This window comes from Acidiferrimicrobium sp. IK (genome assembly GCF_025499425.1).
In the GTDB taxonomy this organism is placed as follows: Bacteria; Actinomycetota; Acidimicrobiia; order Acidimicrobiales; family Palsa-688; genus Acidiferrimicrobium.
Genome location: NZ_JAIMCB010000001.1, coordinates 414,120 through 428,031 on the forward strand (window position 1 = coordinate 414,120; position 13,912 = coordinate 428,031).

Genomic DNA, 13,912 nt, shown 5'->3' on the forward strand with positions numbered 1-13,912 from the left:
AGCACCGCCAACCCCGTCCCCTGGAGACCAGATGATCGAGCTTCGTCACCTGCGGTACTTCGTGGTGACCGCCGAGGAGCTGCACTTTGGGCGCGCCGCCAAGCGGCTGCACATGGCCCAGTCGCCGCTCAGTCAGCAGATCCGCGCCCTCGAACGCCATCTCGGTGTCGAGCTGATCGACCGTCCCCACAGCGTCGACGGCCTGACCGACGCCGGCAAGGTGTTCCTCGAGGCGGCCCGCAATATCCTCGCCGAGGTCGACCAAGCGGTGCTGCAAGCCCGGCGGGCGTCCAGGGGGGAGGCGGGCACCCTCTGCGTCGGCTACGTACCGGAGGTGACAGTCGACCTGCTGCCGCTCGGGCTCAAGGCGTTCAAGGACCGATACGGCGAGGTGGAGCTGGACCTGACGGAGGGCTCCACCGGCGACCTCCTCGACGGGCTGCGCAACCGCCGCCTGGACCTGGTCTTCGTCCGGTCCCCGTGGTACACCGGCGACCTCGAGTACGAACACTTGGTGCAGGAGAGCCTGATGCTGGCCATGCCGGCGAGCGCCGGCTCCGGGGAGCGGTCCTCGGCTCTGGCCGAGATGGCCGACACGCCGTTCGTGGTGCCCACCCATGCCGCGGCCCGCGGGTTGCGGATCCACATCGACGCGGCCTTCGAAGCCGCGGGGATCGAGCCTCGCATCGCCCGGGAGGCGTCGTCGCTGACCGCGGTACTTCTACTCGTAGCGGGAGGCGCGGGGTGCGCGTTGGTCCCCGCCAGCGTCGCCCACCTCTACCCGGTCCCCGGCGTGGACTACGCCCACCTCACGGGTCAGCCGCAGGTGACGACCGCCGGCATGGCGTGGCGTCGCAGCGACCGGTCGCTGGTGCTGGCCAACTTCCGGGAGGTCATCCGCGACACCGCCCGCCACCACCTGGGCCAGCCCGACGTCTGGCCCGATCGCATAGTCGACGACCCCGAGCTGTCCTCTCAGCACTGACCAGGCGCGTTTCGCCTCCCCGTCCACTCCGCCATCGCAGGGCGCGGTCGATGCGTCTTCGAGGCGTCACTCGGGACAAGCCGAGGCCGGCGCGACCGTGGGTCGCGCCGGCCGGTCGGGGGGAAGACCTTCAGCCGGAAGGCCGGTCGGCGGTTACTGCCCGACACGCACGCCCGGCATCCCGGAGCTGCGCTCGATGGGCCGGGTGGCGATCCGCCCGGGCACGTTGGCGTCGGCCGACCAGCGGCCCAGCGGCAAGACGGTGCGCCCCACGCTCTGCTCGAGCATCATCGCGGTGGCCACGTACCAGGCCCCACCGGCCGAGCCGACCAGCAGCCATCCGCCGACCCGCAACAGGCCCAGGCTGCCGTCGTAGAAACCGGCGGCGGTGAACGCCGAAGCGGTCGCCAGGGCAGCCAGGGTGGCGAACACCGAGGCGCTGGTGCCGAGCGCCGCGAGCGCCGCGCTGGCGGTGACCAGCGTCAGGCCGATGAACCAGAAGGCGAAGGTGCTGTTGGCGCTGCCGAGCGGGATGGTCGCCATGACGTGGGTCGCGACGAGCAGCTGCAGGATCGACCAGCCGATCCAAAAAGCGCCCCACGCGGAGTGAACCGCGAGCGCCACCCCGTCACGGGCCCGGTAGCAGGCGGCCGCGGCGATGACCTGCATCAAGCCGCCGGCGACGAGGGCAAAAGGCCAGATGATCAACGGGCTGGTCCCGTCGCCGTACCATCCCGCCTGCCACGCGCCGACCATGACGGTGGCGAGCATGAACCCGAACAGGCCCATGATGGACGGGGCGGCGATCGGCTGCAGGACCACCCTGGTGCGGGCGTGCCAGGCCCGGTCGTCGTCGGCGCTGGTTAGGTCCAGCCACCGCTCGGCGTCGCTTCTTTGCTCCTGGCCGTTGGCGCTGCTGCGAACGTGGGTGTCGGTCGTCATCATTATCTCCTTGCAACGGTTGACGATTCACCACCTACCCGGGCCTGCGGGGCGGACCAGACTCGTTGGCGATTGGAATGATCCTCCCGATGTCACGCGTTTGGTGCATCCGGCTCGTTACGTCGCTTCCTTGATGCCGTTTCGGATCAGCCACACGTTGGTGGGCCAGGCGGTGAAGTAGCCGACGATCATCCCGATCTGCATAAAGAACCAGTACGCGGCGCGATCGGGATGAATCTGGTGCGGGAAGAAGACGAATTGCGTCAACGCCATCCGGCCGAAGAGGCCCACCTCGAAGCGGGTGCGCGACAAGCGTCCGCCTTCGCCGCCTCGACCAGTCCCTCGCGTGCCGGCAAGCCGCGGATAGAGGCGACGGCGGAGTGCTGAATGGGCGACCCCGAAGCCCAGCGCGAGCAGTAGTCACCGATGTGCTCGTGTACTCGGGGAGAGCGACAGGCCGGCGAGCGTGGCCCGGTGCCGTACACGCCCACCCGGCGCACAGGTCCCCCGATGTGCGACCGGCGCCGCAGTGACTGACCCCGGTCGCCACGCTCGACCACCAAGGCCGTTCCGGTGGGTCGTCGACGCTCAGCTCGGCCCGCCACCCGGACTCTTCACCAGACCGAAGCTGTGATGATCCCCCGGTGTTGCCCCTAGTCGTACAGCCGGCTCCCGCTCGGCCAAGAAGGTCGTGTTACGATCTAGTCGTAGCGACACCTGTTCGCTTCAGGCGGGTACCGGGCCGCCTCGGGAGTACAGCGAGAAACGGAGAGGTGATCGGGTGAACGAGGACGGGGCGCTCGTCAACGGGACGGGCTACGTCGAGCGGGTGCAGCGCGTCGAGCGGGAAGAGGATCCGGCCGACGAGGCGGCTACAGCGCTCGGCGACTTCACCGTCAAGTGGCGCACCGTCGCGCTGCTGCCGCTGGCGGTCGTGGTGGGAGCGATAGCGGCGTGCGTCGCCCTCGGCCTGCTGGACCTCATCGGGTTGTTCACCCACCTGGCCTACTACGGCACGCTCGGCGACAGCCTGGTGGCCCCAAGCGTGCATCGATGGGGGGCGTGGTCGGTGCTGATCCCGGTCGTCGGGGGGCTCCTAGTCGGCGTGATGGCGCGCTTCGGCTCCGAGCAGATCCGCGGTCACGGAATCCCCGAGGCGATGGAGACGATCCTGATCGGCGGGTCGGCCGTGCAGCCCCGCCTGGCCGTGCTGAAGCCGATCTCCAGCGCGCTGAGCATCGGATCGGGCGGCCCGTTCGGCGCCGAAGGCCCCATCATCCTCACCGGCGGCGCCATCGGATCGGTGCTGGCGCAGCTGTTCCGGCTGGCGGCGATCGAGCGGCGGACCCTGCTGGTGGCCGGCGCGTGCGCCGGCATGGCCGGCGTGTTCGGGACTCCGGTCGCAGCGGCGCTGTTCGGCGTCGAGCTGCTGGTCTTCGAGTGGCGACCCCGCTCGTTCGTGCCGATCGCGGTGGCGGTGACGGTGGCCGAGGTCGTACGGGACGTCTTCGCGGCCCACCACCTGATGGGGCCCCGTCCGCTGTTCCCGGTCCCGCCGCACGGCGCGTTCGGAGCCGCGGGAGTCGGTCAGGCGGCGGTCATCGGCGTCGCCGCCGGGGTCCTCGCTTTGGTGCTGACCACCGCCTGCTACGGCGCAGAGGACCTGTTCAAGAAGCTGCCCATCCACTGGATGTGGTGGCCGGCCATCGGTGGGGTGGTCGTCGGGGTCGGCGGGATGATCGACCCGAAAGCGTTGGGTGTGGGCTACTCGGTCATCGGAGACGAGCTGGCCGGCAAGCTGGCGGTCGGCGCGCTGGTTCTGCTCCTGGTGACCAAGCTGGTCATGTGGTCGGTTGCGCTCGGGTCGGGGACCAGCGGCGGGATCCTGGCGCCGTTGTTGATGATGGGTGCCGCGATGGGCGGGGTGATCGGCCACGCGTTCGGTGGTAGCAGCGCCACCTGGGCGCTGATGGGCATGGCCGGCGCGCTGGCGGGGGTGACCCGCTCGCCGTTCACGTCGATCGTGTTCGCGTTCGAGCTGACCCACGACACCGGCTCGCTGCTGCCGCTGCTGATCGTCTGCGCGCTGGCCCACCTGGTCAGCGCCTTGATCCTCAAGCGGTCGATCCTCACCGAGAAGGTGGCCCGGAAAGGGTTCCACGTGATGCGGGAGTACGCGGTGGACCAGCTCGAGGCGGTGTTCGTCCGCGAAGCGATGGTCACCGACCTGCTGACGGTCAGCCCGGCGACGCCGGCGGGTGACCTGCGGGCGATCATCGAAACCGACGCGGTCGCCCGCCGCCAGCGGCTGTTCCCGGTCATCGACCAGGAATCGGCCATGGTCGGCGTGGTCGGCTGGGCTGATGTCACCGAGCACCGGGACCGGCCCGAGCTCACCGTCGGGCAGATCATGCACTCCAACCCGGTCGTCGCCCACGCCGGTGAGACGCTGCGTTCGGCCGCGGACCGAATGGCCCACCACGAGCTCGGAGCGCTTCCAGTCGTCGACTCGCCCGGCGGTCGCTTGGTGGGCGTGGTCACCCACTTCGAGTTGCTGGCGGGCCGTCGCCGCCAGCTGATCGAGGAACGCCACCGGGAGCGCCAGCTGACCTTCCGCCGCCTGCGGCGATCCGCGGGCGGGATGGCAGCCGCCGAGCCGGGCGGGGCCGCACCTCCAGCCGCTGGGGCGGTCGGTTCCCCCCGGCGGGCCGGCGGAGCGGAGTGACCCTACAATCCGAAGCCGATGGCTCCGACGACGGTCACAGCAGCCGACTACCAGCGGCTGCTGCAGGTCCGTACCGGGCTGCGGGAGTTCTTGCGGTGGAGCGAGGACCAAGCCAACCAGGTGGGGCTCACCGGCGCGCAGCACCAGCTGCTGCTCGCGGTCAAGGGACACGACGATCGGCGGGGCCCGACGATCAGCGACGTGGCGGGATACCTGACGCTCAAGCATCACAGCGCGGTCGGGCTGGTCGACCGGGCCGAGCGCGCCGGCCTGGTGACCCGCCACGCCGACCCTGACGACCGGCGGGTGACGCGCCTCGCGCTCACCAGGCAGGCCGAGAAGCGCCTGGCGCAGCTCTCGGCCCTCCACCTCGAGGAGCTGGCCCGCCTCGCGCCGCAGATGGCCGGGATCTGGAAAGGGCTGAGCGGTCCTCACGCCCGGATGTAGCCCCGGTCGGAACGCCAGCTGACGACCGCCTCGCGCGCCGCTGGTGGTTCAGAAGATACCGAAGCGGACGACCGACGCCACCCCGAAGAGGATCGAGTAGATGGCGAAGGGCCGCAGCGTGCGGGTCTTGAAGTAGCGGGCCAGGAAGAAGATGGCCGCGAAGGAGGCGATCACCGCGGCGCCGGCACCGGCGATGGCCTGACCCCGGATGCCGTTGCCTAGAGGCCCGAGCAGGTCGGGCACCTTGAGGGCGCCGGCCGCGAAGATCACCGGAGCCGACAGCAAGAACGCGAAACGCAACGCGTTCTCGTTGGACAGGCCCCGGTACAGCCCGCCGACCATCGCCACGCCCTCCCGGCTGATGCCGGCGAGCAGCGCCAGGCTCTGGGCGGCGCCGATCCAAAGCGTGCTCCACCAGCTGATCTGGGCGTTGAGCTCGCGCTCGGCGTTGGCGTCGATGGTCACGATGTTCTCGTCGCGCAACCGGCCCATGGTGGCGGCCCGGCCCTGCAGCGCGGCGACCGGCGCCGCGGCGTCCGGCGTTGCGGCGTTCTCCGGCGTCGGGCGGGGCCGGCGCCGGTACCACTCGCCGGCGCCGAGGATCACGCCGTTGACGGTCAAGAACGCGGCCGCGGCCAGCGGCTTGGCGAACAGCGTCCGGAACGGGTGCTCGAGCAGGAGGCCCAGGATCCCGACCGGGATGGTGGCGATCACGATGAGCCAGGCCAGCCGCTCGGTGTCAGTCTCGATGCGCCTGCGGGCCAGCGAGCGGAAGAAGCCGGCGATCAGGCGCACCCATTCCCTGATGTAGAAGAGCACCAAGGCGATGGCGTTGGCCAGGTGGAGGGCGACCACGAACGCCAGGTAGGGGCTCTCGGAGAGCGACTCCTGCTTGACCAGGAGCGCCCAGTTGCCGCCGATCCACGACGGGATCAAGACCGTGTGGCCCAGGCTGGAGAGCGGGAACAGCTCGTAGACGCCCTGGATCAACCCGAGGACGATCGCCTGCAGGAAGTTCATGTGGTAGATGGCGGCTGGCGCGGTGGTGGCGGTGAGCATCGGTTCTCTCGGGTCGGATGTTGGCGGTCTGGCTCAGCCGGCGGTGGTCTGCTGGGAGCGCTGCCTGCGGAGCTTGAGCAGCCAGCGGACGATGACCGCGACGACCACGACGGCGATGACCACGCTGGCCACGGTGAAATACGAGGTCACCGAGTCCCAGTTGGAGGCCAGCGCATCGCCCGCGCCGGCGAGGGCGAAGGTCCAGGGGAGGCAGCCGATCAACGTGTAGAGGGTGAAGCGGCCCAAGGGCATCTCGGCGACCCCGGCGGGGAGGCTGATGAAGGTCCGCACCACCGGAAGGACCCGCCCGACGAGCACCGCGACGTCGCCCCGGCGGGCGAAGAACGCTTCCGCCTTGTCGATGTGGTCCTTCCGCAGCAGCACGTAGTGCCCGTAGCGCTCGACGAGCGGCCGGCCGCCGGCTCGACCGACCGCGTACGCGATGAGCGAGCCGGCCAGGTTGCCGACCGCCCCGGAGATCCCGATCCCGAGCAGGCTCACGTGGGGATGCCCGGCCGCGAGCAGCCCGCCCGCCAACGCCCCGCCGAAGAGCATTATGACCTCGCTCGGGATGGGGATGCAGGCAGATTCGAGGACCATCAGCAAGAACACCGCGGTGTACCCGTGGTGGCTTATCTGGGTGGTGAGGAAATGGGTCATCTGCGGCTTCCTTCTGGCCCTCGGTGATCAGCCGGCGGCTGAGACCTGCAGGGCCCGCTCGGCGACTTCGAACAAGTGCTTGGTGTCGCGCACCGACAGGGCGGTGGCGACCGCGGTGAGGAGGACGGTTGCACCCATCACCAGCTCGGTGGCCGGGCGGTGCGTCGCCGGCGCGTCGAGCAAGGCGGTGACGCGCGCCACGACATGGTGGCGGGCGGCACCGAAGGTCAACATCCGCGGGCTGGGGCAGGGGACGGCAGCGGCCGCCCGGACGATGGTCTCGGCGACCACCCGGCGGTCACCGACCGCCACGGCGGCGCGCTCGTCGGCCCAGCGCTCCGTCGACAGCCGGCACGCCCCCGGGACGCGCCGCAGGAACGGGTTGACCGCCGCGGCCAGCGCCACCGCCGTGAGGTGCAGGTCGTGACGGCCGTCGAGGTGCGCCTGTTCGTGGGCCAACACCACCCGCCGCTCGGTCGAGTCGAACGCGCTGAGGAGGCCGGCGCTGGCGACGATGCGTCCAGGCCACCCCGGGACCGCGTAAGCGGTCGGACCGGGATCGTCGATGACGACCAGCGCAGTGGTGGCCTGGTGACTGGTCCACCACGCCCGGCCGAGCAGCCGCCCGTGTCGCTCGGCGGCGTGGACGAGCGCGCCCGCCTGGAGGATCAGCGCGGCTACGGCCGCCACGGCTACGCCCGTGCTGAACGGTTGCATCGCCTCGAGCTGGTGGACCGACCAGTGCCCGTGCTCCGCGGCGACGGGGGTCTCACCGCCGACGAGGGCCACCACCAGCGCGGCGGCGACGATGGTCCCGCCGGAGACGACCGACGAGCCGACGCTGAGCAGGAACGTCGCGGCCCGAGGCGGCATCCGCCGTGCCGCCACCGGAGCCCACGCCCCGAAGACGACCGACGCGGCGAAGGGGACCAGCAGCCAGAAGGCCGGGCCGCTCATCGCTGGCCCTGCCCGGATTCCAACGCCTGGCGCAGCGCCGCCTGGGTCTTCGCGTCGAGACCGGCTACGAAGCGGCTGAGGACACCGTCGCGGTCCCGCTGGTCCTCGAGCAGAGCCCGCATCCGGTTGGCGACCAGGTCCGCTTCTCGGAGCACGGCGGCGTAGGCGAAGCCGCGCCCCGCCGGCTCCCTGCGCACCGCGCCCTTCTCCTGGAGGCGGATCAAGATGGTGGTGATCGTGGTGTACGCCAAGTCGTCGCCGAGGCGTCGGCGGACCTCCTCGGGGGTGAGCGCGTCGCCGGCCGACCAAAGCACCGCCAGGACCTCGGCTTCGAGCATCCCTGGCGCTCGTCGTCTGGGCATCGCGGTCTCCGGCGTCTGGCCGGCGCAGCCGGCGGGGTGCAACTACAGCGTTGTCGTACCTGGAGCGTAGGCGGTGGCGGGCGGCTGATGGTCGCGGCGCTATCGGCCGGCGGCGAGACCCAGCGGCGCGTGGTATCCCGTCCGCCTGGAGCGGGCGACAGGGGACCACCGCGAGGCTGGGCAGCTTCCCTCGGACAACAAGCCGGCCGCAGGCCGGTGCGTTAGCCAACGGGCCCGGCGGGCCCGTTGTGCCTTTCGGGGCCAGAGCACAAGCCACGAGGCGACCTCCGGCCGCCTCGCTACCGCCCTCGACTCGCTTCGCTCGCTCGGTTGGCGCCCGGAGGAAGCGGCGCCGATCCTCCCGGAAGCGGGATACGCCAGCGAGTGGGCCGCCCGGGGCTCGAACCCGGAACTGTACGCTTAAAAGGCGTCTACTCTGCCAATTGAGTTAGCGGCCCGACGGCACAGACCCTAGCGGCACAGACCCTAGCGGCCCGGGGCCGGCGATCCGGGCCCGACGGCCCCGTCCACCAAGCCCACGAACTCGTCGATGCGGGCCCGGATCACGTCGAGGCTGGAAGTCCAAAACCCCTCGGAGCGCACATCGATGTCGAAACGGCCGGCCAGCTCCGCGGCGGTGCCGGTACCGGTCGAGGAAAGCAGGTCGTCGTAACCGGCCCGGAACCGGTCAGGGTCGCTCCGGAAACGGGCGTAGAGGCCGACCCCGAACAGCAGGCCGAAGCAGTACGGCCAGTTATAGAACGGCTGCCCGACCGAGTAGTAGTGCGGTTTCACCGCCCACATCCACGGGTGCAGCGTCGAGTCGTCGAGCCCGTCACCGTAGGTGGACCGCTGCGCGTCGGTCATCGCCTCGCACAGTTCTCGCACCGAGAGGGGACCGACCTCGCGCTTTTCGAACACGTGGCGCTCGAACAGGAACCGGGAGTGAATGTCGACCACCGTCTGCGCTGCGCCCTGCAGGTCCACGTTGAGCAGCGCCAGGCGCGATGCCGGGTCGGCCGCGGCCAGGCCGGCCTCGACCATGACCGTCTCGCAGAAAATGCTCGCGGTCTCCGCCAGGGCCATCGGCGTCCGCTGCTGCAGTGGCGGGCGGCCGGCCAGATTGACGTTGTGGTAGGCGTGGCCCAGCTCGTGGGCCAAGGTCTGGACGCTGTCCCACGAACCGTCGAAGTTCATGAGGATGCGGCTGTCGCCGTCCCCGACGCTCATGCAAAAAGCGCCGCCCCGCTTCCCGTCTCGAGGCTCGGCGTCGACCCACCGGGCGTCGAAGGCCCGCCGGGCGTGCGCGCCTAGGCCGGGCGAGTAGGTGGCGAAGGCCCGCTCGACGGCGGCCTCGGCCGCGGACCACTCGATGCTGGACTCTCCCGGGACCGGCGCCATCAGGTCCCACCAGGCCAACCCGCCGTTGGCGGTGGGGGCGGCGAGCAGCCGGGCCTTGGCCCGCAAGAACCGTCGGAAGTCGGGGAAGGAGGCCGTGGCGGCGGCCTGCATCGCGTCCAAGGTCACCCGCTCGACGCTGTTGGAAAACAGCGCCGGCCCGAGCGCGTCGGGCCACCCCCGCCGGCGGTTGACCGTCACCCCTTCCCCTTTGACCCCGTTGAGGCACGCAGCCATCGGGACCGCCACGGTCTCCCACGCCGCCAGCTCCGCGCGAAACGCCCGTTCCCGCAGCGCCCGGTCGGCGTCGGTGGCCTTCCCCCTCAGCACCGTCACCGGCAGACGCTCGCCGTCGAGGACCCCGGTCAGGGTGGAGGTCAGGTCGCCTGCCAGTCGGGTCCACGCCGACGACCCCGACAGGCGCAGCTCGCTCAGCAGCTCCTCTTGGCCCTGGGACATCTGGTGGGACGCTGCTACCTCGGCCCGGCGCAGGAGGTGGGCGTACTCCCCGCCGTCCTCGTCGCTGGTCAACCCGTCCGCCCCGAGCCTGGCGACCCACGCGTCGAGACGGTTGCGGAGCCCGTCGAGGGCCACCAGGTCAGCGTCGAGGGCGGCCTGCGCCGCTGCCGCCTCGTCGTCGCGAGCGTCGGTGGCGACCAGGGCGTGGAGGTAAGCGCCGAGAGGCTCCAGCCGCCCGAGGAGGTCGTTCATCGCGTCGAAGATCTCCGACAGGACGCCGCGGTCCTCGCCGGTAGCGGCGCGAGCCGGGCCGGGGCCGACGTCGTTGCGGTCGAAGAGGACCCGCATCCGCTCCATGTCGGCCACCAGGCCTTCCCTCGCCGCGGTCATCTGACGCGACCGGAGACTCGGGAACAGGCTGTCGATCTCCCAACGGGGCAGCACGCCGGACATGGGCTCACGATAGGGCCGGCGCCTCCCGATGCCGGCGGCGGGCTCGGTCAGCGGAGCGCGACCGGCGGCGCGTGGAGCGCGCCGTTGCGGGAGCGCCCGACCGCGTCCCCGAGCTTGCTGGCCGGCACCGGCCGGCCGTAGAAGTACCCCTGCGCGTAGTGGCAGCCGAGCTGGATGAGATGCTGCGCCTGCGCGGGGGTCTCCACGCCCTCGGCCACCGTGGTGAGCCCGAGGGCCCGGCCGAGACCGATCACCGCCCGGACCACTTCCGTGTCGCTGTTGTCGACGCCGAGACCGCTCACGAAGCTGCGATCGATCTTGATGATGTCGATCGGGAAGCGCCGGAGGTAGGCCAGCGACGACCACCCGGTCCCGAAGTCGTCGAGGGCGAGGGTGATCCCCATCGCCTTCAGGTCGCTGATCGCGCGGCGGCTGGTCTCACCGGCATCGATCAGGGAAGACTCGGTGAGCTCCAGGCACAGGTGGGCGGCGGTCAGCCCGTGACGGTCCAGGACCTCCGCTACGCCGGAGATCAAGCCGGGCTCGCCGAGCTGGCGGGCGGAGAGATTGACTGACACCTGGGTGAGCGCCGCGCCGGACGCGTTCCACTCGGCTTGCTGCGCGCAGGCCATGTCGAGGATCGCGGCGCCGAGCGGCACGATCAGCCCGGAGTCCTCGGCGGCGTCGATGAACTTCTCCGGGCCGATCAGGCCGCCGTCGGAGGCGTTGAGCCGGGCCAGGGCCTCGGTGCCCACCGCCATCCCGGTGCTCAGATCGATCACGGGCTGGAACACCACGGCCAGCTTGTCGTCGTCGATGGCGGACCGGACCAGCGCCTCGGCGTCGAGGCGCTGCTGGGTCCGGACCCGCACCGCGGTGTCGTACACCTCGGCCCGGTTACGTCCCCGCTCTTTGGCCTGGTAGAGGGCGGTGTCGGCGTCTTGGAGTACCAGCTCCGGTTCCCTGACCACGCTCGGGTGGGCCAGAGCGATGCCGACCGAGCATCCGACGGTCATCGTCCGGGCGCTCAGGCGCACCGGTCGGGTGATCGCGTCGGTTATCCGGGCCGCGATGGCGGCGGCCGCCTCGCTTGTGTGCACCCCGTCCGCGAGCACCACGAACTCGTCGCCGCCGACCCGAGCGACGCTGTCGCCTGGGCGCAGCGTGGCTTGCAGGCGCCGGGCGATCACCTCCAGCAGCTCGTCGCCGGCGGCGTGACCGAGGGTGTCGTTGACCCGCTTGAAGTGGTCCAAGTCGATGAACAACACCGCGCAGGGTCCGCTCACCAGCGCCCTCTCCATGCGGTCCAGCAGCAGGGTGCGGTTGGCCAGGCCGGTGAGGGGGTCGTGGGTGGCCTGATGGCGCAGCAGCTCGGACGCCTCGACCTCGTCGGTCACGTCCCGGCTGTTGGTGACCACACCATTGACCCAAGGATCGGCCAGGCGGTTGGTGCAGGTGACGTCGAGATGACGGTACTCGCCGGTCACCGTCCGGATCCGGCAGCTCAGCCGCTCGACCGCGTCGGGTTCGCTCAGCAAGCGGCTGAGAGCGGCCCGGGCGGCCCGGCGGTCATCGGGGTGCATCGCCTCGTCCACCCGCCGGCCGAGCCACCCGTCGTCCCAGCCGAAGAGCCGTCCGTGGGCCGGGCTCAGGTAGCGGAGCCGGCCCCTGACGTCGAGGACGCTGATCAAGTCGCTGCCGTGCTCGATCAGCGCGGCGTAGCGGGCGTGAGCAGCGGCCACCTCGGCGTGGACGGCCCGCTCGCCGGTGATGTCGACGAGGGAGGTGACCACCCCCGTCAGCGTCCCGCCGGCGTCGAGGATCGGCCGGGTGCTGCTGCGCAACCACCGGACCCGGCCGTCCCGCCGGATGCCCCAGACCAGCCCGTCGAGCGGCTGCCCGGTGCGGGCCACGCACCGCACCGGCATCTCGTCGCGGGTGAGCGCGTCGCCGTGCTCGTCGAGGATCTCCAGACCGAACTCGAATCCCCAGTCCTTGAGCCGGTCCAGGCCCAGGCCGAGCATCTCCGTCGCGGCCGGGTTGACCATCACCGGGACCGGGAGCCCGTCGTCGTCGAGGTCGTAGAGCACCACCCCGTCGGGGATCGTGTCCAAGATGGCCCGCTGGCGGCCCTCCGCCGCGGCCATGGCCAGCTCGACGCGCCGGCGCTCGGTCATGTCGCGGATGACGACCAGGCGGCCGGTCTTGCCGTCGAGGTCCAGCGGAGCGGCGTTGGTCTCCACCGGTACCGGGGTCCCGTCCAGGCGGTGGAGGGTGACCGCCTGCCCGACGGCCACCGCGGAGTCGGCCTCCGGGGGCCGGTTGTCCGGCCCGGCCCAGGTCGTGCCGGGCAGGCCGATCATGTCGGCGGGAGCGTCGTGGTGGAGCAACGTCGCGAGCGACTGGTTGGCGTAGACGACCCGCCGGTCGGGGTCGAGTACCGCGATCCCGTCGGGTGACAGCTCCGCCAGCGCGGACGCCCGCCGGGCCGCGACCGCCCGAGCCAGGTCCCGGCGCCGGACGAGGAGCGTCATGCCGGCGGCGACCGCGCCGGCCAGCCCCACGAACCCGCCGTAGCCGAGCCACAGCTCCCGCTGCAGGGTGTCGGCTCCCCGGTAGGCGATGTCGACGGGCACGGTGGTCGCCGCGCCGTAGGGGGTCCCGGGGACCGGCGCGTAGGAGAACAGGATCGTCCGCCCGACGGTCGGGGCGTAGAGCCGCGCCGAGCCGGCCCGGTGGGCGCGGGCCATGGCGACGAACCCGGCAGCTTGCGGCTGGAGGCCGTCTTGGGTCGGCGTGCTCGACTGCACGACCCGGCCGCTGCCGGCGACGATCATGGATGTCCCGCCGAGGGGGGCTCGGAGAGGCCCGGCCACGCCGGTGAGGGCGTAGGTGACCCGCAGCACGGGATGCTGGCCCGGCGCGGCGGGGACCGCGACTTGGTACCCGGCGAAGGCCGTCGCGCCGGCGAAGCGCGCCGCCAGCACCCCCACACCGTCGGGTCCGGGGACCGGGTCGCCGGGGGCTGGGGCGCAGGGCGTGGCGGTGCTGGCGCTCACCGTCTGGGTGGGGGACACGATCAGCTCCGCGTTGCAAAAGCCGCCGTCGGCGGCGAGCACGGCCAGGCTCGCGCTCAGATCGGCGCCGGAGCCCGCGGCGGGGAGGCCGGTACCGAGCAACCCCGGGCCGCGGCTGGCGCCGACGACGAGGCGGGCCCGCTGGTCGATGGCCTGGCCCAGGGTGACCGCCAGCTGGTCGGCGACCTCCGAGTTGGCGGCGGTGGCCCGCTGCTCGAGGTCGCGGTGCACGATGTGGTCAACGCCTAGCAGCCCGATCGTCGGCACCGCGATGATGGTGGCGAACAGCGCCAGGCCGCTGCGCCACGGCTGCCACTTCGCGACGGCGGGCTGATCGAGCAGCCCAGGAGGCGCAGTGCGACGTCGCCTCCGGCCCACGCCGGCTACT

11 protein-coding genes and 1 tRNA gene are annotated in these 13,912 nt (G+C 71.6%); 3 read left to right on the forward strand and 9 right to left on the reverse strand.

Annotated features, from left to right (window positions below; all coding sequences use genetic code 11):
• The first annotated feature begins 31 nt into the window (after positions 1–31).
• A complete protein-coding gene (locus K6U06_RS02020; RefSeq protein ID WP_262320213.1) occupies positions 32–985 on the forward strand; it encodes a LysR family transcriptional regulator in 954 nt (317 codons plus the stop codon).
• Positions 986–1,138: 153 nt separating this feature from the next.
• Here the strand turns inward: K6U06_RS02020 and K6U06_RS02025 are convergent, their stop codons facing one another.
• Positions 1,139–1,927, reverse strand: a complete 789-nt coding sequence (locus K6U06_RS02025) for an acetate uptake transporter family protein (protein WP_262320214.1) — start codon at positions 1,925–1,927, stop codon at positions 1,139–1,141.
• A 117-nt stretch (positions 1,928–2,044) separates the two neighbouring features.
• Positions 2,045–2,239 carry a DUF4396 domain-containing protein gene (locus tag K6U06_RS02030; protein WP_262320215.1) on the reverse strand — a complete coding sequence of 65 codons (195 nt, stop codon included), beginning with the start codon at positions 2,237–2,239 and terminating at the stop codon, positions 2,045–2,047.
• A 469-nt stretch (positions 2,240–2,708) separates the two neighbouring features.
• On the opposite strand from K6U06_RS02030, the gene K6U06_RS02035 reads away from it, so the two are divergent.
• The gene (locus tag K6U06_RS02035) at positions 2,709–4,652 is read left to right on the forward strand and encodes a chloride channel protein (protein WP_262320216.1); all 1,944 of its coding nucleotides are present in this window, start codon (positions 2,709–2,711) and stop codon (positions 4,650–4,652) included.
• An 18-nt stretch (positions 4,653–4,670) separates the two neighbouring features.
• Positions 4,671–5,099: a MarR family winged helix-turn-helix transcriptional regulator gene (locus K6U06_RS02040; RefSeq protein WP_262320217.1), complete on the forward strand. Its 429-nt coding sequence runs from the start codon at positions 4,671–4,673 to the stop codon at positions 5,097–5,099.
• 48 nt (positions 5,100–5,147) lie between these two features.
• Here K6U06_RS02040 and K6U06_RS02045 read toward each other — a convergent pair whose 3' ends face one another.
• The 7 genes from K6U06_RS02045 to K6U06_RS02075 all read right to left on the reverse strand — a co-directional run bounded on the left by K6U06_RS02045 (position 5,148) and on the right by K6U06_RS02075 (position 13,902).
• Entirely contained in the window at positions 5,148–6,158 is a 1,011-nt protein-coding gene (locus tag K6U06_RS02045) for an undecaprenyl-diphosphate phosphatase (RefSeq protein WP_262320218.1), read from the reverse strand.
• Between the two features lie 33 nt (positions 6,159–6,191).
• Complete coding sequence (locus tag K6U06_RS02050) at positions 6,192–6,818, reverse strand: DedA family protein (protein ID WP_262320219.1); 627 nt, start codon at positions 6,816–6,818, stop codon at positions 6,192–6,194.
• 27 nt (positions 6,819–6,845) lie between these two features.
• Positions 6,846–7,775, reverse strand: a complete 930-nt coding sequence (locus K6U06_RS02055; RefSeq protein ID WP_262320220.1) for a M56 family metallopeptidase — start codon at positions 7,773–7,775, stop codon at positions 6,846–6,848.
• Entirely contained in the window at positions 7,772–8,137 is a 366-nt protein-coding gene (locus K6U06_RS02060) for a BlaI/MecI/CopY family transcriptional regulator (RefSeq protein ID WP_262320221.1), read from the reverse strand. Before K6U06_RS02060 ends, K6U06_RS02055 begins: the two co-directional genes overlap by 4 nt.
• Positions 8,138–8,522: 385 nt before the next feature.
• Positions 8,523–8,595, reverse strand: a tRNA-Lys gene (locus K6U06_RS02065).
• Between the two features lie 28 nt (positions 8,596–8,623).
• Positions 8,624–10,447: a M3 family oligoendopeptidase gene (locus K6U06_RS02070; protein ID WP_262320222.1), complete on the reverse strand. Its 1,824-nt coding sequence runs from the start codon at positions 10,445–10,447 to the stop codon at positions 8,624–8,626.
• A gap of 47 nt (positions 10,448–10,494) precedes the next feature.
• The gene (locus tag K6U06_RS02075) at positions 10,495–13,902 is read right to left on the reverse strand and encodes a bifunctional diguanylate cyclase/phosphodiesterase (RefSeq protein WP_262320223.1); all 3,408 of its coding nucleotides are present in this window, start codon (positions 13,900–13,902) and stop codon (positions 10,495–10,497) included.
• Between the last annotated feature and the right edge of the window lie 10 nt (positions 13,903–13,912).